Annotated in this window: 16 protein-coding genes and 1 pseudogene; 9 read left to right on the top strand and 8 right to left on the bottom strand. The window is 63.0% G+C overall.

The window, feature by feature from the left end; translation table 11 throughout:
* The first annotated feature begins 43 nt into the window (after positions 1 to 43).
* Positions 44 to 613 (top strand): elongation factor P, encoded by a 570-nt coding sequence (locus QBK88_RS13930; protein ID WP_027977430.1) that lies wholly within the window; start codon positions 44 to 46, stop codon positions 611 to 613.
* 67 nt (positions 614 to 680) lie between these two features.
* Here QBK88_RS13930 and QBK88_RS13925 read toward each other — a convergent pair whose 3' ends face one another.
* The 3 genes from QBK88_RS13925 to QBK88_RS13915 form a co-directional block, all read right to left on the bottom strand.
* The gene (locus QBK88_RS13925; protein ID WP_176571694.1) at positions 681 to 1,100 is read right to left on the bottom strand and encodes an organic hydroperoxide resistance protein; all 420 of its coding nucleotides are present in this window, start codon (positions 1,098 to 1,100) and stop codon (positions 681 to 683) included.
* 207 nt (positions 1,101 to 1,307) lie between these two features.
* Positions 1,308 to 1,781 carry a MarR family winged helix-turn-helix transcriptional regulator gene (locus tag QBK88_RS13920; RefSeq protein ID WP_158156525.1) on the bottom strand — a complete coding sequence of 158 codons (474 nt, stop codon included), beginning with the start codon at positions 1,779 to 1,781 and terminating at the stop codon, positions 1,308 to 1,310.
* Positions 1,782 to 1,914: 133 nt separating this feature from the next.
* A complete protein-coding gene (locus QBK88_RS13915) occupies positions 1,915 to 2,769 on the bottom strand; it encodes a LysR substrate-binding domain-containing protein (RefSeq protein WP_277962446.1) in 855 nt (284 codons plus the stop codon).
* 96 nt (positions 2,770 to 2,865) lie between these two features.
* Here QBK88_RS13915 and QBK88_RS13910 point away from each other — a divergent pair, with 96 nt between their 5' ends.
* Both QBK88_RS13910 and QBK88_RS13905 read left to right on the top strand, forming a co-directional pair.
* Positions 2,866 to 3,099, top strand: coding sequence for a DUF1127 domain-containing protein (locus QBK88_RS13910; protein ID WP_277962445.1), 234 nt, complete (start codon positions 2,866 to 2,868; stop codon positions 3,097 to 3,099).
* 57 nt (positions 3,100 to 3,156) lie between these two features.
* Positions 3,157 to 4,365 (top strand): DNA glycosylase AlkZ-like family protein, encoded by a 1,209-nt coding sequence (locus tag QBK88_RS13905; RefSeq protein ID WP_277962444.1) that lies wholly within the window; start codon positions 3,157 to 3,159, stop codon positions 4,363 to 4,365.
* Between the two features lie 76 nt (positions 4,366 to 4,441).
* Here QBK88_RS13905 and QBK88_RS13900 read toward each other — a convergent pair whose 3' ends face one another.
* Positions 4,442 to 5,788 (bottom strand): class II 3-deoxy-7-phosphoheptulonate synthase, encoded by a 1,347-nt coding sequence (locus tag QBK88_RS13900; protein WP_277962443.1) that lies wholly within the window; start codon positions 5,786 to 5,788, stop codon positions 4,442 to 4,444.
* A 178-nt stretch (positions 5,789 to 5,966) separates the two neighbouring features.
* Between QBK88_RS13900 and QBK88_RS13895 the strand changes: the two genes are divergently transcribed.
* Together QBK88_RS13895 and QBK88_RS13890 are read left to right on the top strand one after the other, a co-directional pair.
* Positions 5,967 to 6,668, top strand: a complete 702-nt coding sequence (locus QBK88_RS13895; protein WP_268151409.1) for a spermidine synthase — start codon at positions 5,967 to 5,969, stop codon at positions 6,666 to 6,668.
* Positions 6,669 to 7,007: 339 nt separating this feature from the next.
* Positions 7,008 to 8,706, top strand: a pseudogene (locus tag QBK88_RS13890) (DEAD/DEAH box helicase).
* Positions 8,707 to 8,792: 86 nt separating this feature from the next.
* On the opposite strand, the gene QBK88_RS13885 reads toward QBK88_RS13890, so the two are convergent.
* Entirely contained in the window at positions 8,793 to 9,560 is a 768-nt protein-coding gene (locus QBK88_RS13885; RefSeq protein ID WP_277962442.1) for a DODA-type extradiol aromatic ring-opening family dioxygenase, read from the bottom strand.
* 103 nt (positions 9,561 to 9,663) lie between these two features.
* Here QBK88_RS13885 and QBK88_RS13880 point away from each other — a divergent pair, with 103 nt between their 5' ends.
* On the top strand, positions 9,664 to 10,317 hold the full coding sequence (locus tag QBK88_RS13880; RefSeq protein ID WP_277962441.1) for a thiopurine S-methyltransferase: 654 nt from the start codon (positions 9,664 to 9,666) through the stop codon (positions 10,315 to 10,317).
* A 49-nt stretch (positions 10,318 to 10,366) separates the two neighbouring features.
* Here the strand turns inward: QBK88_RS13880 and htpX are convergent, their stop codons facing one another.
* Both htpX and QBK88_RS13870 read right to left on the bottom strand, forming a co-directional pair.
* Complete coding sequence (gene htpX, locus QBK88_RS13875) at positions 10,367 to 11,254, bottom strand: protease HtpX (RefSeq protein WP_268149621.1); 888 nt, start codon at positions 11,252 to 11,254, stop codon at positions 10,367 to 10,369.
* A 267-nt stretch (positions 11,255 to 11,521) separates the two neighbouring features.
* Positions 11,522 to 12,733: a pyridoxal phosphate-dependent aminotransferase gene (locus QBK88_RS13870; RefSeq protein WP_158155573.1), complete on the bottom strand. Its 1,212-nt coding sequence runs from the start codon at positions 12,731 to 12,733 to the stop codon at positions 11,522 to 11,524.
* A 166-nt stretch (positions 12,734 to 12,899) separates the two neighbouring features.
* Here QBK88_RS13870 and msrB point away from each other — a divergent pair, with 166 nt between their 5' ends.
* The 3 genes from msrB (at position 12,900) to QBK88_RS13855 (ending at position 14,377) form a co-directional block, all read left to right on the top strand.
* Positions 12,900 to 13,301: a peptide-methionine (R)-S-oxide reductase MsrB gene (msrB, locus tag QBK88_RS13865; RefSeq protein ID WP_277962440.1), complete on the top strand. Its 402-nt coding sequence runs from the start codon at positions 12,900 to 12,902 to the stop codon at positions 13,299 to 13,301.
* Positions 13,302 to 13,421: 120 nt separating this feature from the next.
* Positions 13,422 to 13,907 carry a glutathione peroxidase gene (locus QBK88_RS13860; protein WP_268149625.1) on the top strand — a complete coding sequence of 162 codons (486 nt, stop codon included), beginning with the start codon at positions 13,422 to 13,424 and terminating at the stop codon, positions 13,905 to 13,907.
* Positions 13,904 to 14,377: a transcriptional regulator, SarA/Rot family gene (locus tag QBK88_RS13855; protein ID WP_277962439.1), complete on the top strand. Its 474-nt coding sequence runs from the start codon at positions 13,904 to 13,906 to the stop codon at positions 14,375 to 14,377. Before QBK88_RS13860 ends, QBK88_RS13855 begins: the two co-directional genes overlap by 4 nt.
* Here the strand turns inward: QBK88_RS13855 and QBK88_RS13850 are convergent.
* The gene (locus QBK88_RS13850) at positions 14,334 to 16,655 is read right to left on the bottom strand and encodes a response regulator (protein WP_277962438.1); all 2,322 of its coding nucleotides are present in this window, start codon (positions 16,653 to 16,655) and stop codon (positions 14,334 to 14,336) included. The genes QBK88_RS13855 and QBK88_RS13850 overlap by 44 nt on opposite strands.
* Positions 16,656 to 16,691 lie beyond the last annotated feature (36 nt).

Here is a 16,691-nt window from a genome sequence, read left to right as displayed (position 1 = left end):
CGGCCTAGATTTTTGTAAATCCATCCAAATTCGGATATCCGCAATGAAAACTGGTAAAGAGCTTAAACCCGGTACCGTGATCCGTATCGACAACGACCCTTGGCTGGTTCAGAAAGCTGAATTCACCAAGTCGGGCCGTAACAGCGCGATCATGAAGACCAAGCTGAAGAACCTGCTGACCGGCTACAAGACTGAAACCGTCTACAGCGCCGACGACAAGCTGGACGACGTGATCCTGGATCGCAAGGAAGCCACCCTGTCTTTCATCAGCGGTGATTCCTACACGTTCATGGACACCACTGACTACACCATGTACGAACTGAACGCCGAAGACATCGAATCGGTTCTGCCGTTCGTTGAAGAAGGCATGACCGACGTCTGCGAAGCCGTGTTCTTCGAAGGCCGCCTGGTTTCGGTAGAGCTGCCGACCACTATCGTGCGTCAGGTTGACTACACCGAAGGTTCGGCGCGTGGCGACACTTCCGGCAAGGTCATGAAGCCTGCCAAACTGAAGAACGGCACCGAGCTGAGCGTTGCCGACTTCATCGAGATCGGCGACATGATCGAGATCGATACCCGCGAAGGCGGTTCCTACAAAGGCCGCGCCAAGTAATTCTGGCCCAGCCCTTGTAACGAGAAAGCCCGACCTTGAGTCGGGCTTTTTTGTGGGCGCTGTCTTATCAGACGCTGACGTGCAGGCGCACATCGACGTTGCCCCGCGTGGCGTTGGAGTACGGGCACACCAGGTGGGCGGCGTCCACCAGTGCCTGGGCGTCGGCTTGTTCCAGCCCCGGCAGGCTGATGCGCAGGTCGATATCCAGGCCGAAGCCGCCGGGGATCTGGCCAATGCCGACTTCGGCAGTGATTTGGGTGTCAGCCGGCAAGGCGCGCTTGGACTGGCCAGCGACGAATTTCAGGGCGCCGATGAAGCAGGCCGAATACCCGGCGGCGAACAGTTGTTCCGGGTTGGTGGCCTCACCGCCGGCGCCGCCCAGGGCCTTGGGGGTGGCCAGTTTGACGTCCAGGATGTTGTCGCTGGATACAGCACGGCCGTCGCGGCCACCGGTAGCGGTTACGGTTGCGGTGTAGAGAGTTTGCATGGTGACACCTCGTTCTGCTTGATAGGGGTGGCGCTGGAGGGCGCGTTTGTCTGCGTACGAAATTAGATTAGTGCGTTAATAGTTTGCGCGCAAGATAATAATTCGATGCTCAGGACGAACGGTAAGTCTGCAAGGTGTATTGGCCCGGCAGCGCTCGCTTTCCAGCGAGCTTTTGAGGGCACGTCAGCGGCTACAACGAGGGCAGCATCAAAGGCTGTCGTGCAGGTTGCCGCGCAGTTCCAGCAACTCGCCCTGCAACTGGCGCAAGCGTTCCACCGAGCCGCCCGTGGCCGCCAGAATGCACCCCGGAATGCTCTTGGCCTTCTCGCGCAGCGCGCGGCCCTGGTCGGTCAGTTCGACGATCACCACGCGCTCGTCCTCGCGGCTACGGGTCCGGCTGAGCAGGCCCTCGGCCTCCAGGCGCTTGAGCAGCGGGGTCAACGATCCCGGGTCGGTCAGCAGCCGCGTGCTGATTTCACCCACTGTCAGGCCGTCCTTTTCCCATAGCACCATCATGGTCAGGTACTGCGGGTACGTCAGGTCCAGGGCCTGCAGCAACGGCTTGTAGACCTTGGTCATGAGCAGCGAGGTGGAATAGAGGGCAAAGCACAATTGGCTGTCGAGCAGCAGATCGTCGCAGTGGCCTTCGGCAGCGCTGGAAGTGGGGCGGTCGGCGTTCATGCTGATCCTTGATTCAATTGGTGGCGGCGAATTTAGCGTCAAGGTGTTTAATGCGCCAGCTAATCCGCCTTAGCCTTTCAATGGCGTGTTGAAAGGTTTGAGCGGTGAACATCGCCGAGAGTTCGTTAAATGATCAGCGCTTGAAACCTTCGGCAATATGGTCGGCCAGGCATTCGGTAATGTCGCTGCGGCTGCTGTCGTTGCGCAGCAGCACGATGCTGGCCATGGGCAGCAGCGGCAGGCCTTCGGCCTCGCCCAGAATGCGCATGTCGGCGGTGATCAGGCTTTGCAACTGGGCGGTTACCGCCAGCCCGGCGCTGACCACCGCCATGATCGCGGCCAGGCTGGGACTGGTGTACGCCACGCGGTAAGGTTTTTGCTGGGCGTCCAGGGCATGGCACGCCCAGGCACGGCAGAAACAGTCGCTGTTGAACATCGCCAGCGGCACCGGGCTCTGTTCATGGGGCGTGAAGCCCTGGGCCTGGGCCCAGACGAAGCGCTCCTGGCGCAGCAATTGGCCGATTTCCGTGCCCGGCTCGCGGGTGACGATGGTCAGGTCCAGGTCTTGGCGGGCCATCAGCTGTTTCGAACTTTCGCAGTGCACCTCCACCTGCACCAGCGGGTAGGCCTGGGCAAACTGCGACAGAATGCCGGGCAGAAAACGCATGGCGTAGTCGTCCGGGGTGCCGATGCGCACCGTACCCACCATGTGCGGTTGGCGCAGGGTGGTGAACACCTCGCTGTGCAGTTTGAGAATGCGCCGCGCGTACCCCAGCAGAATCTGGCCCTCGGCGGTGAGGCGTACCTGGCGGCCGTCGCGCTCGAAGAGCTGGCGCTGGAGGATGTCTTCTTCCAGGCGTTTCATCTGCATGCTCACCGCCGACTGAGTGCGGTTGACCCGCTCCCCTGCGCGGGTAAAACCGCCCTCGTCGGCGATGGCGACGAAGGTGCGCAGCACTTCCGAGTCGATACTTTGATAATGGGACATTCATCAAACTCCAAGATGGGAGCCATAAGAAACATTCGTTGGATTGATCTTAAGCCCGGCGCGACACTCAGTCATCCCCAACTGGAGGGTCGGATGATGAAAGGTCAAAAAGGGTATGTACTGGTGGTGCGGGTACCGTTCGGCGGCGGCTCTATCACGGGCGTGTGGCAGCGCCTGATAAGCAGGGTGCGGCGCTGGCGGCAACTGGCGTGGGAACGTCAACAACTGGCGTCGATGAGCGACGACATGCTCAAGGATATCGGCATGAGCCGTGCCGATGTTGCTCAGGAAACCGAACGGCGGTTCTGGGACGACCCGCTGAAGAAGTAACCTTGGCAAGCTGCGAGGGGCGGGGCTACTGTAGGGCAAGCCCACAAGGAGTCGTGCATGCCCCAGCCCCTGTCCCTGTCGATTGCCCAGGCCCGGCGCCTGGCCCTGGCCGCCCAGGGTTTCGCCCCGCGCCCACGGCAATCGGCGCTGGCGCCGAACCACCTGCTGCAGACGGTGCAGCGCCTGGGCGTGGTGCAGATCGATTCGGTGAACGCCCTGGTGCGTTCCCATTACCTGCCGCTGTTTTCCCGCCTTGGCGATTACCCCCAGGCCCTGTTCGACGAACTGGCCTGGGGGCGTGGGCGCCAGCGCAAGTTGTTCGAATACTGGGGCCATGAGGCCTCGCTGATGCCCTTGGCGCTGTACCCGGCCATGGCCTGGCGCATGGCAAGGGCAGCGCAGGGCAAGGGCATCTATAAAGAGCTGGCGCGCTTTGGTGTCGAGCAGAAAACCGTGGTGGCGCGGGTGCTGGACACGGTGCGCGAACGAGGTGCGTTGGGGGCAGGCAGCCTGTCTACCCGGCAAGAGCGCGCGGGGCCCTGGTGGGATTGGAGTGCCGAGAAACATGCGCTGGAATGGTTGTTCGCCGCCGGCCTGGTCACCGTGGCCGGCCGCCGTGGCTTCGAGCGCCTGTATGACCTGCCCGAGCGTGTGCTGCCCAGTGCCGTGCTGAAGCTGCCGGCGCTGGAAGTCGGTGAAGCCCACCGGCAGTTGTTGCTGCACGCTGCCACGGCCTTGGGGGTGGCGACCGAACGGGACCTGCGCGATTACTTTCGCCTGGACCCCGGCGATGCGCGGCGGCACCTGGCCGAGCTGGTGGAAAACCGGCAGGTGCAACGCTGCGAGGTACAAGGGTGGCGGCAGCCGGCCTATTGCTTGCGCCAGGTGCGTATTCCCCGGCAGGTAAGCGCCAGCGCATTGTTGTCACCCTTCGATTCGTTGGTATGGGAGCGGGACCGCACCGAGCGCCTGTTCGATTTTCGCTATCGGCTGGAAATCTACACCCCGGCGCACAAGCGGGTGTACGGCTACTACGTGCTGCCGTTCCTGCACGGTGAGCGCATCGTGGCGCGGGTGGATGTGCGCGCGGCGCGGGCAGCGGGGGAGTTGCGCGTGCTGGCGGTGCACGAGGAAGCTGGGGGGGTGGATGAAGCCGCCCTGCAGGGGTTGGCGGTGCAATTAAAGGCGATGGCGGGGTGGCTGGGATTGGAGAGGGTGCGGGTTGAGTGCCAGCGCGGACATGGGTTGCAGGGGCTGGTCAATTGAATCGGTGTCGCGCTTTTCCCGAGCTTCGCCCGGCCCCACAGGGCCAGGCGAAATCCGGGAAGGCCGCGACGCGGCTCTAGCGCCGAACCTGCTTGAGCGTCTCGGCAATCATGAATGCCAGTTCCAGCGACTGGTCGGCATTCATGCGCGGGTCGCAATGGGTGTGGTACCGGTCTGACAAACCATCTTCGGTAATCGGCCGCGCGCCGCCGATGCACTCCGTCACGTTCTGCCCGGTCATCTCGATATGAATGCCGCCGGCATAGCTGCCTTCGGCCTGGTGCACCTGGAAGAACTGCTTCACTTCACTGAGGATCTGCGCGAAGTCGCGGGTCTTGTAGCCGCTGCTGGCCTTGATGGTGTTGCCGTGCATGGGGTCGCTGCTCCATAGCACCTGGCGGCCTTCGGCCTGGACGGCGCGAATCAGGGGCGGCAAATGGTCGCCCACCTTGCCGGCGCCCATGCGGGCGATCAGGTTCAGGCGGCCAGGATCGTTGTCGGGGTTGAGGGTGTCGATCAGCCGGATCAGGTCCTCTGGCTTCATGCTGGGGCCCACTTTGACGCCGATGGGGTTGTGCACGCCCCGCAGGAACTCCACATGGGCGCCGTCGAGCTGGCGGGTGCGGTCGCCGATCCACAGCATGTGCGCCGAGCAGTCGTAATAGTCGTTGGTCAGGCTGTCACGGCGCACGAAGGCTTGCTCATAGTTGAGCAGCAGCGCTTCATGGGCAGTGAAGAAGCTGGTCTCGCGCAGTTGCGGGGCGCTGTCCAGGCCACAGGCACGCATGAAGGCCAGGGTTTCGTCGATGCGGTCGGCCAGTTGGTGATATTTCTCGGCCAGCGCCGAATTGGCAATGAAGTCCAGGTTCCACTTGTGCACCTGATGAAGGTCGGCAAAACCGCCCTGGGCGAAGGCGCGCAGCAGGTTCAGGGAGGCGGTGGCCTGGTGGTAAGCCTGCTGCAGGCGTTCGGGGTCCGGGGTGCGGCTTTTTTCGTCGAAGCCGATGCCATTGACGATGTCACCGCGGTAGGCCGGCAGCGTCACACCGTCGATGGTTTCGTCGTTGGCCGAGCGCGGCTTGGCGAACTGTCCGGCCATCCGGCCCACCTTGACCACCGGGCAGCCTGCGGCGAAGGTCATGACAATGGCCATTTGCAGCAACACCTTGAAGGTGTCGCGGATCTTGGCGGCGGAGAATTCGGCGAAGCTCTCCGCGCAGTCGCCGCCTTGCAGCAGAAAGGCGCGGCCCTGGGTGACTTCAGCGAACTGGCGGCGCAGTTCCCGGGCCTCCCCGGCGAACACCAGCGGCGGGTAGCTGGCCAGGGTCTGTTCGACCTGCGCCAGGCGGCCGGCGTCGGGATAATGGGGTTGTTGCTGGATCGGCAGGGCGCGCCAGCTCTCGGGGGTCCAGGGTTGGCTCATCACGGGCTCTTCTTGTTCAGGGAGTGGGAACTGCAAGCTCGCAGCTTGCAGCTTTCCCCCCAGATGCGACAATCGGTTTTTTCCAGTTTGATGAGCGCCCGTGGTGCAAGACAACGAACCCGAAGTACCCCGCGAGCGCGTCGAGCGTGTGCTGGCTGAAGTGCATGACCCATTTGGCATGATTCGCGTGCTGGAAGTGGAGGATTACCGCTTCCTGGAATTTGGCGATGCCATCGAGCAGAGCTGTGTGTTCACTGCCGACCCCAGCTGGCTGGAATACGACTACACCCGCGCCATGCTGATCGGCGCGCTGTGCCATGAACAACCTGAAAGCGCGCTGTTCCTGGGCCTGGGTGCTGGCACCCTGACCCAGGCTTGCCTGAAGTTCCTGCCCCTGGAAGACGTCGAGGCCATCGAGCTGCGTCCGGACGTGCCGCGCCTGGCCATCGAGTTTCTGGGCCTGGATGACGACCCGCGCCTTTATATCCGCACCGGTGACGCGCTGGAGCTGCTGCCCACGGCAGAACCGGCGGACCTGATCTTCGTCGACCTGTACACCGACCACGGCCCCGGTGTCGGCCACCTGGCCTGGCGCTTTCTGGAAGACTGCCAGAAACGCCTGAACCCGGGTGGCTGGCTGATCATCAACCAGTGGGCCGGTGATGACGGCAAGCCACTGGGTGCGGCCCTGTTGCGCGGGTTGTACCACCGCCACTACTGGGAGCTGCCGGTGACCGAAGGCAACGTCATACTGATCATCCCGGCCGAGCTGGATCAGGAGTTGGACCTGGAGGCCCTGAAGACCCGCGCCGATGCGCTGATGCCGCGCTTGGGTTATTCATTGCAGGGGCTGATCGCTCAGTTGCGCCCGGCGTCCTGATTCGGGGGCTTGCGGACGGGCGGTAGGTGAAACGATTAAGCCGGGGCGCCGTCCCCTGCGGGGCGGCGGCGCGCGAAGCCTGTGACCACCGTGGCTTCAGCCGTCTGCCGCTGATAAAAAACTCTCACGTGCACGGCGTTTTCAGGTATAGTGCGCGCCGGTCTTTAATCAGGCCGCGTTCAGGTAGCGCAATCCCCCGAAGACAACTTCGACTGCACGTCCGTTTCACGGACTCTCCCTGACGATTCTTTTTTTTCATTCAATCGTTTTCGCAAATCCCCGCCGACAAAGCTGCCAGGGTGACTCTCGAGTCTTACAAGGCATGCGCAGCTTTGGAGCATGGGTCTTTGCGGATGCACTTAGAGGCAGACCCATGACCCAGGAAACCGGCGGCTTCGCCGCTCTCGGACTTAACCCGAATATTGTTGCAGCCGTCATCGCGACCGGCTATGAAGAGCCGTCGGCTATTCAGCAGCAATCGATCCCGATCATCCTGGAAGGTCATGACATGATCGGCCAGGCGCAGACAGGTACCGGCAAGACCGCTGCCTTCGCACTGCCGATTCTGAATCGCATCGACCCGAGCAAGCGCGAGCCGCAAGCCCTGATCCTGGCGCCAACCCGTGAGTTGGCGCTGCAAGTAGCCACTGCATTCGAAACCTACTCCAAGCAGATGCCTGGCGTAACCGTAGTGGCCGTGTATGGCGGTGCCCCGATGGGCCCGCAATTGAAAGCTATCCGTAACGGCGCGCAAATCGTCGTGGCTACCCCTGGCCGTCTCTGCGACCACCTGCGTCGTGACGAGAAGGTCCTGGCCACCGTGAACCACCTGGTTCTCGACGAAGCCGACGAAATGCTCAAGCTGGGCTTCATGGATGACCTGGAAGTCATCTTCAAGGCCATGCCTGAAAGCCGTCAGACCGTACTGTTCTCGGCTACCCTGCCGCAGTCCATCCGTGCGATCGCCGAGCGTCACCTGAAAGACCCGAAACACGTCAAGATCCAGAGCAAGACCCAGACCGTCACCGCGATCGAGCAGGCTCACCTGCTGGTTCACGCCGACCAGAAGACTTCCGCCGTCCTGCGCCTGCTGGAAGTGGAAGAATTCGATGCGCTGATCGCCTTCGTGCGTACCAAGCAAGCTACCCTGGACCTGGCCAGCGCCTTGGAAGCCAAAGGCTACAAGGCCGCCGCCCTGAACGGCGACATTGCCCAGAACCAGCGTGAGCGCGTCATCGACTCGCTGAAGGATGGCCGCCTGGACATCGTCGTCGCTACCGACGTCGCTGCCCGTGGTCTGGACGTACCGCGCATCACTCACGTGTTCAACGTTGACATGCCGTACGACCCGGAATCCTACGTTCACCGTATCGGCCGTACTGGCCGTGCCGGTCGCGAAGGCCGCGCGCTGCTGCTGGTCACCCCGCGTGAACGCCGCATGCTGCAGGTCATCGAGCGTGTAACCGGCCAGAAGGTTGCTGAAGTTCGCCTGCCGAACGCCCAGGCCGTACTGGATGCCCGCATCAAGAAACTGACCAACGGCCTGGCGCCACTGGTCGGTGATGCGGAAGCTACCCACGGCGACCTGCTGGACCGCCTGACGGCCGACATCGGTTGCTCGCCGCGTGCCCTGGCCGCTGCGCTGCTGCGCAAGGCCACCAATGGCCAGGCGCTGACCCTGGAAGCAGTGGAGCGCGAGCAGCCGCTGGTGCCTACCAGCGCGCCACGCGAGCGCACCACCGGTGACCGTCCTGAGCGTGGTGACCGCGAGCGTCGCGCGCCAATGCCGCTGGGCGAAGGCCGTGCCCGTTGCCGTACCGCCCTGGGTGCACGTGACGGTATCGCCGCGAAAAACCTGCTGGGTGCCATCCTCAACGAAGGCGGCCTGGCCCGCGAAGCGATCGGCCGTATTCAGGTACGTGACAGCTTCAGCCTGGTCGAACTGCCTGAGGAAGGCCTGGAGAAGCTGCTGGCCAAGCTCAAGGACACTCGCGTTGCTGGCAAGCAGCTGAAGCTGCGTCGCTATCGCGAAGACTGATCCTGCCTTGCGGCTGATCTGAAATGAAAAATCCCCGGCCTGGTGCCGGGGATTTTTTTTGTCCAGCTACAGGTGCTGGCTTGCCCTCAATCGAATCGGTAGATGTCCATCCCCAGTGCCCCCAGCGTCCAGCCGGCATGGGCAAGACTGAACCGGTCACCCGCCCCGCGCGCAAAGTACAGCGGCAGCAAGTGTTCATCGCTCGGGTGGTTTCGCGCCGCGTGGGGCGCCCGCTGGCGGTAGTCGAGCAACGCGGCTTCATCGTCTGCCTCGAGTTTCTCCAGCATCCAGTCCCGGAACGCCTTGGCCCAGGGCGTGGCGTGTTCAGGGCCGGCGTGCCAGTCAAGTTCGCGCAGGTTATGGGTGATGCTGCCAGAACCGATCAGCAGCACACCTTCACTGCGCAACCCGGCCAGGGCCTGGCCAACCAGCAGCTGCAATTGTGGCCCCAGGCGGCTGGGTAGTGAGACCTGCACCACGGGAATGTCGGCTGCCGGGTACATCAGCGACAGCGGTACCCAGGCGCCGTGATCGAAAGGCCGCTTGGGGTCCAGGCGCGCGGGCAGGCGCACGTCAGTCAGGCGCTGGGCGATGCGTGCCGCCAGCGCAGGGTCACCCGGGGCCGGGTACTGCACGGCGAACAGCTCTGGCGGGAAGCCGCCGAAGTCGTGCCAGGTTTCCGGGTGGGGGCTGCCGGTAACCAGCAGCTCATGGCTTTCCCAGTGCGCTGACACCACCACGATGGCAGTGGGGCGGGGCAGTTCGGCGGCCAGCCTGGCCAGTGCCGGGCCACTGGCACCAGGCTCCAGGGCAAGCATGGGCGAACCGTGGGAGATGAACAGGCTGGGGAGCATGATGGAAGTCCTGAGCGTTAAGATGGGATTATCTTCGGCCACTGAATGATCTAAATCTAATATAAGTTTTAGTGCCATTTGATCGATTTTTTCAGGAGCAAGCATGCAGGCGGATTTTTGGCAGGAGCGCTGGCACCACAACCAGATTGGTTTTCACCAGGCGGCGGTCAACCCCTATCTTCAGGCTCATTGGCCAGGCCTGGGTTTGGCATCGGGTGTCGGGGTGCTTGTGCCCCTGTGTGGCAAGAGCCTGGACCTGGCCTGGCTGGCAGGGCAGGGGTTGCGCGTGATCGGCGTGGAGCTGGCGCAGAAAGCCGTGGAGGCGTTCTTTGCCGAGCAGGGGCTTGAGCCTGAGATTCGGGCCCGCGGCGGTTTCAGGTGCTATGAGGCCGGCAATGTACAGGTGTGGTGCGGCGATTTCTTTGCGCTGACGGCTGCCGACGTGGCCAGTTGCACGGCGCTTTACGACCGTGCGGCGCTGATCGCCTTGCCGCCGCCCATGCGTGAGCGTTATGTGCGCCACCTCGCCGACATCCTGCCGCACGCCCGCGCGGGGCTGCTGGTGACGCTGGAATATGACCAGTCGTTGTTGCCCGGGCCGCCATTCGCCGTGGCTGAGGAAGAGGTGCGGGCGTTGTATGGCAGGGATTGGACGGTACAACAGGTCGAGTGCCGGGATGTGCTGGCCGAGAGCCCCAAGCAGCGCAATGCAGGCGCGGATTTCCTCAATGAGCGGGTCTATCGGTTGTCCAGGTAGCCCAGGCGCTTGTGGATCTCCCCCTGTCCCACAGGGGGAGGGCAGGGCTTCAGCCGCGGCGGCGCAGTGCCTCGATGCGGTCTTCCAGTGGTGGGTGGCTCATCAGCAACCCGGCCAGCCCGTGTTTCAGGCCACCGTTGATGCCGAAGGCGGTCAGGGTGTCAGGCATGTGCACCGGCACGCCCTGTTCCGAGCGCAGGCGCTGCAGCGCGCTGATCATGGCCCCAGTGCCGGCCAGGCGGGCACCGGCGTCGTCGGCGCGGAATTCGCGTTTGCGCGAGAACCACATGACGATGATGCTGGCCAGGATACCCAGCACGATTTCGGCGAAGATGGTTGCGATGAAGTAGGCCATGCCCTGACCTTCTTCATTCTTGAAGATGACCTTGTCGACGAAATTGCCGATGATGCGGGCAAAGAACATCACGAAGGTGTTCACCACGCCTTGCACCAGCGCCAGGGTGACCATGTCGCCGTTGGCCACGTGGCCGATCTCGTGGGCCAGCACCGCTTTCACTTCTTCGGGCGAGAAACGCTCCAGCAAGCCCTGGCTGACCGCTACCAGGGCGTCGTTCTTGTTCCATCCGGTGGCGAAGGCGTTGGCCTCGTAGGCCGGGAAGATGCCCACCTCGGGCATCTTGATGCCCGCTTCGCGAGACAGTTGCTCCACGGTCGCCAGCAGCCATTGCTCATGGCGGGTACGCGGCTGGCTGATGATCTGCGTGCTGGTGCTCATCTTCGCCATCCATTTGGAGATGAACAGCGAGAAGAGCGAGCCGGCAAAGCCGAACACGGCGCAGAAGACCAGCAATTGGTTGAGGTTCAGATCCACGCCGTTGGCCGCCATGAACCCGTTGAAGCCGAAAAGGCTCAGGGTAATGCTGGCAATCAGCACGACCGCAAGGTTGGTGGCAAGAAACAGCAAGATGCGCATCATGGTTGTTACGTACTCCTGACGGAAGAAATTGTCGCGTTGTCCGGTATATAAGGGGAGGGGACCGGCGATTCAACAAGGCGACTATTTCAAACTGTGTCACAACCTGGATTCTAGACAGCGGAGCGCTACCGCCGTGGGGTGGCGGGATCAACGGTTGTGAGGAGATGTGTTACCGGATGCGTAGCAGCCCCCTTCAGGCGGCTGCATCCGTGAGAGCTGGCAAGCCAGCCCCCACAGGAGGCAGAGGAAAGTGTTTCGACGACTCGGTTACTGGCGGTAGTTCTTCAGGAAGCCGCCGATACGCCCGATGGCCTGCTCCAGGTCATCGACCCGCGGCAGGGTGACGACGCGGAAGTGGTCCGGCCACGGCCAGTTGAACGCCGTACCCTGCACCACCAGCAGCTTTTCCGACAGCAGCAGGTCGAGCACGAACTTCTCGTCATTGTGAATCGGGCACACCTTGGGGTCGATGCGCGGGAACGCGTACAGCGCGCCCATGGGCTTGACGCAGCTCACGCCGGGAATGTCGTTGAGCAGTTCCCAGGTACGGTTGCGCTGTTCCAGCAGGCGACCATTGGGCAGTACCAGGTCGTTGATGCTCTGGTAGCCGCCCAGCGCCGTCTGGATGGCGTGCTGGCTCGGTACGTTGGCGCACAGGCGCATGTTGGCCAGGATGTCGATACCTTCGATGTAGCTCTGGGCATTGTGCTTGGGCCCGGAGATGGCGATCCAGCCGGAACGGAAACCCGCCACGCGGTAGGACTTGGACAGGCCGTTGAAGGTCAGGCACAGCAGGTCCGGTGCCAGGGACGCGGTGCAGATGTGCACGGCGTCGTCGTACAGGATCTTGTCGTAGATCTCGTCGGAAAACACCACCAGGTTGTGCTGGCGGGCGATTTCCAGCATGCCTTGCAGCACTTCCTTCGAATACACCGCGCCGGTCGGGTTGTTCGGGTTGATGATCACCATGGCCTTGGTGTTGGGGGTGATCTTGGCCTTGATGTCGTCCAGGTCAGGCCACCAGTTGGCCTGCTCGTCACACAGATAGTGCACGGCATGGCCACCGGCCAGGGCCACCGAGGCGGTCCACAGCGGGTAGTCGGGTGCCGGTACCAGCACCTCGTCGCCGTTGTTGAGCAGGGCCTGCAGGGCCATCACGATCAACTCGGAAACACCGTTGCCCAGGTAGATGTCCTCGATGCCGATGCCTTCCACCTGCTTCTGCTGGTAGTACTGCATCACGGCCTTGCGGGCGCTGAACAGGCCCTTGGAGTCGCTGTAGCCCTGCGCGGTCGGCAGGTTGCGGATCACGTCCTGGAGGATTTCCTCCGGCGCCTCGAAGCCAAAGGGGGCCGGGTTGCCGATGTTCAGCTTGAGGATGCGGTGGCCTTCCTCTTCCAGGCGTTTGGCGTGCTTGAGCACTGGCCCGCGAATGTCATAGCAGACGTTGGCGAGCTTGTTCGATTTGCTGACCTGCATGATGGAGTCCCAAGGAAAAAAGTGCCGCGAAGTGGCGCCATGAAAATGAAATTGAATGCGCCTGGCGTGGGTGACAGACTGGGGTCTGAACAAGGCGCAATCATACGTGCCACCCGATCCCCGGAAAAGGGACAGATCGGGGTTTTTCCGCTGCCGAGGTAACCCGATGACCACGTTCACCAAGACCGAAGAAGAATGGAAGGCGATGCTCGACCCCGAGCAATACAACGTCTGCCGGCTAAAGGCCACCGAACGGCCTTTCACCGGCAAGTACAACAGCACCAAGACCGACGGTGTGTACCACTGTGTCTGCTGTAACGCCGCGCTGTTCGATTCCACCACCAAGTTCGACTCCGGTTGCGGCTGGCCGAGCTTCTATGCGCCGATCGAAGACAGCGCCATGGTCGAGATTCGCGACACCAGCCACGGCATGATCCGCACCGAAGTGACCTGCGCCGCCTGCGACGCCCACCTGGGCCACGTGTTTCCCGATGGCCCGCCGCCCACCGGGCTGCGCTACTGCATCAACTCGGTGTGCCTGGACCTGGTGCCTCGTACCGTCGAGTAACCCCCGACTCGCAGGGGCTGGCTTACCAGCCAGCTCCTGCAGGAGGCGAATTGCAGCAAATAGATTGTGTGCAATTGAATTGCACGCTATGGTCGTGTTCTCAACCCGAGGGCACCTGCCATGAGCGACGCGCTGCTGAATATTCCCTGCACCACCATCACCGGTGAGCAGAAAACCCTGGCCGACTTCCACGGCAAGGCCATCCTGGTGGTCAATACGGCCAGCAAGTGTGGCTTCACGCCGCAATACAAGGGCCTGGAGCAGTTGTGGAAAGACTACAAAGACCAAGGCCTGGTGGTGCTGGGCTTTCCCTGCAACCAATTCGGCAAGCAGGAGCCGGGCAACGAAGGCGAGATATCGCAGTTCTGCGAGCTGAACTTCGGTGTCAGTTTCCCGCTGTTCAAGAAAATCGACGTCAATGGTGCAGACGCCCACCCCCTGTTCGTGCAGTTGAAACAGCGTGCCCCCGGGCTGCTGGGCTCGAAAGGTATCAAGTGGAATTTCACCAAGTTCCTGATCGGCAAGGACGGCAAGCTGGTCAAGCGGTTCGGCCCCACCACCAAGCCTCAGGAGCTGGATAGCGAGATCCAAGCCTTGCTCAAATGAACGGCCTGCTGCTGGATGACCAGTTGTGCTTCAAGCTGTACGCCGCTTCCCGGGCGGTGACCCGTGGCTACAAGCCCATGCTCGATGCCCTGGGCCTGACGTACCCGCAGTACCTGGCTCTGCTGGTGCTGTGGGAATGGCATGAGAGCCAGCCCGAGCAGCCAACGGTCAAGGCGCTGGGGGAGCGTCTGATGCTGGACTCCGGCACCCTGACGCCGTTGCTCAAGCGTATCGAACAGATGGGCCTGGTGAGGCGTCGTCGTGCGGCCCGGGATGAGCGCGAGGTGCACCTGAGCCTCAGCGCCGAGGGCCTGGCCCTGAGCCGCAAGGCAAGCGAGTTGCGCCAGCAGTTGATTTGCGCCAGTGGCCTGGACCTCAACGAGCTGCAGCCCCTGCAAGCGGGGTTGGAGCAACTGTTGGCCAGGCTCATGGTGCTGGGGGGATCGGCACCCAGTGGTCGATCAGGGTGACCAGTTCCTCGCGTCGGAACGGTTTGGCCAGGTAGTCGCTCATGCCCGCGGCTCGGCAGCGCTCGCGCTCCTCGGGCATGGCGTTGGCAGTCAGGGCGACGATGGGCATTTGCGGCCAGCGGCCGCTCTGGCGTATGCGGCGGCTGGCCTCATAGCCGTCCATCACCGGCATGTTGCAATCCATCAGCACCAGGTCGTACTCGCGGTCTTCCAGCGCTGCCAGTGCTTCGCCGCCATGGGCCGCCACCGTCACCTCGCACCCCAGTTTGCTGAGCATGCCCTTGGCCACCAGCTGGTTGACGGGGTTGTCTTCCACCAACAGGATGCGCGCCCGCCGCTGGGGGGCTTCGCCGCGCTCCAGCGCTTGCTGTTGGGTCGGCTCGTCGCCCAGCAGGGTGCGTTTGAGTGTCTGGTACAGGGCGTTGCGCGCCAGCGGGCGGGCCTGCTGTTGCAGGGGGCTCAGGGCGGTGGCCTGCTCGGTGGGCAGGAAGTTGCCGTAGGCGGTCACCAGCAATATCGGCGCGTCGATGGCGGGGCGCAGGCCGAACAGGCAGTCCAGGCAGTCGGTGATCAGCAGGTCGGGCTTCAAGCCCTCCAGGGGCGCGTCGGTCCCCAGGCGCTGGTACTCCAGCCCCCAGCCGGGCAGCAGGTTTTCCAGCAGTTCGGCCAGGCCGCTGCTGGCCGGGCTGATGGCCAGTACCTTGCCCTTCAGGGGTGGCGGGGCGATGGCCGGGGTGTGGGTCAGCAAGGGCAGGTCGGCACTGAATCGGCTGCCAAAGCCCGCTTCGGAGCTGATGCTCAGGCGGCCCTGCATGGCTTCGCACAGGTTGTTGGTCAGCGCCAGCCCCAGGCCGGTGCCGCCGAACTGACGGGTAATGCCGGCGCCCGCCTGGGTGAAGGGTTGGAAGATCTTCACCTGGGCTTCCTGGGCAATACCGATGCCGGTGTCGCACACCTCGATGCTGACACCCCCCGGGTAGGTGCTCAGGCGCACATCGACACGGCCGAAGCGGGTGAACTTCAGGGCGTTGGACAACAGGTTGCTGACGATCTGCCGCACGCGTGTGGGGTCGCCCAGCACCATGGAGGGGAAGGTGGGGGCGATCAGGCACGTCAACTCCACGCTGGGGGCAGCGTTCTGTGACAACAGGTTGGCGGTGTCTTCCACCAGCGCGCCAAGGTCGAACGGAATGCGTTCGAGCTCCAATTGGCCCGCGTCGAATTTCGACAGGTCCAGAATGTCGTTGAGCAGTTCCACCAGCACCTTGCCCGAGTCATGGGCGATGGACAGCTGCTGGCGCTGTTCGGCGGTCAGGGGGCTGTCCAGGGACAGGGCGATCATGCCCAGCAGGCCGTTGAGCGGGGTACGGATCTCATGGCTCATGTTGGCCAGGAACGCGGCACGGGCCTGTGCCATGTCCAGGGCCGTGCGCCGGGCGTTTTCCAGTTCCTCGTTGGACAGGCTCAGGCGGATGTTGCTGGCCTTGAGCTCAGTGGTGCGCGCCGAAACAATGTTTTCCAGCTCGGCCAGGTACTCGGTCAGGCGGTTTTCGGCGGTGCGCCGTTGCTGGATCTCGGTGCTCATGCTAACGAACTGCTGGTTCGCCGCGCGCACCAGCACGCCGATTTCGTCGTGCTCGTGGCCGGGCGGGTAGTCCAGCTTGGTGGGCTTGGCTGCGTGCGGGTTGGAGTTGCTGAGCGCGCTGATCACCCGCACCAGCGGTTTGGTCAGCATGGTATAGAACAGCCCCAGCATGATCCCCGCCAGCAGCAGGCTGCGCAGGAAGCCGGAAAACAGGGTGATTTCGGCGCGGCGCAGAAAGCGCAGCCCGAACGCGAAGGTGTCCACGTCCAGGTGCAGGGTACCCAGGCGTTCACTGGGCATATGGCTCAGAAACAGGGGGTCATCGTACGTGCGGCGCTCACCGAAGAGGAAGTCGCTGATCATCCGGTAGCGGCTTTCCGTGCGCGGGCGGCTGACGTTGGCGAGCACGGTATTGTTGTTGTCGGACAGGCGTGCGCCGACGATGGACTCGGAGTGCAACAGGCCGGCGGTCAGTTCCTTGGCCAGTTCGGCATCAATGTTGTAGGCGATGCGCGAGGCGGGGTTGTGGCTGATCTCCAGCAACGACACCATCTCGCGGTTGATGGCCAGATCGACGTTGGCATAATCGATGCCGATCTGCACAATGCTCAGCAATGTCCCGATGATGAAGCCGACCACTACCGTCAGTCGAGCCTGCTTGTACGACAGCCGCTGGGTAAACTTTATATCCATATGGTCCGGGCCAGTGTTTCGTTCCGTGCGCGCTGG

It is taken from the genome of Pseudomonas sp. RIT-To-2, assembly GCF_029623465.1.
GTDB lineage: Bacteria > Pseudomonadota > Gammaproteobacteria > Pseudomonadales > Pseudomonadaceae > Aquipseudomonas > Aquipseudomonas silvicola.
Note: the sequence above shows the minus strand (reverse complement) of the source record. Positions and strands in the feature narration are given on the sequence as shown.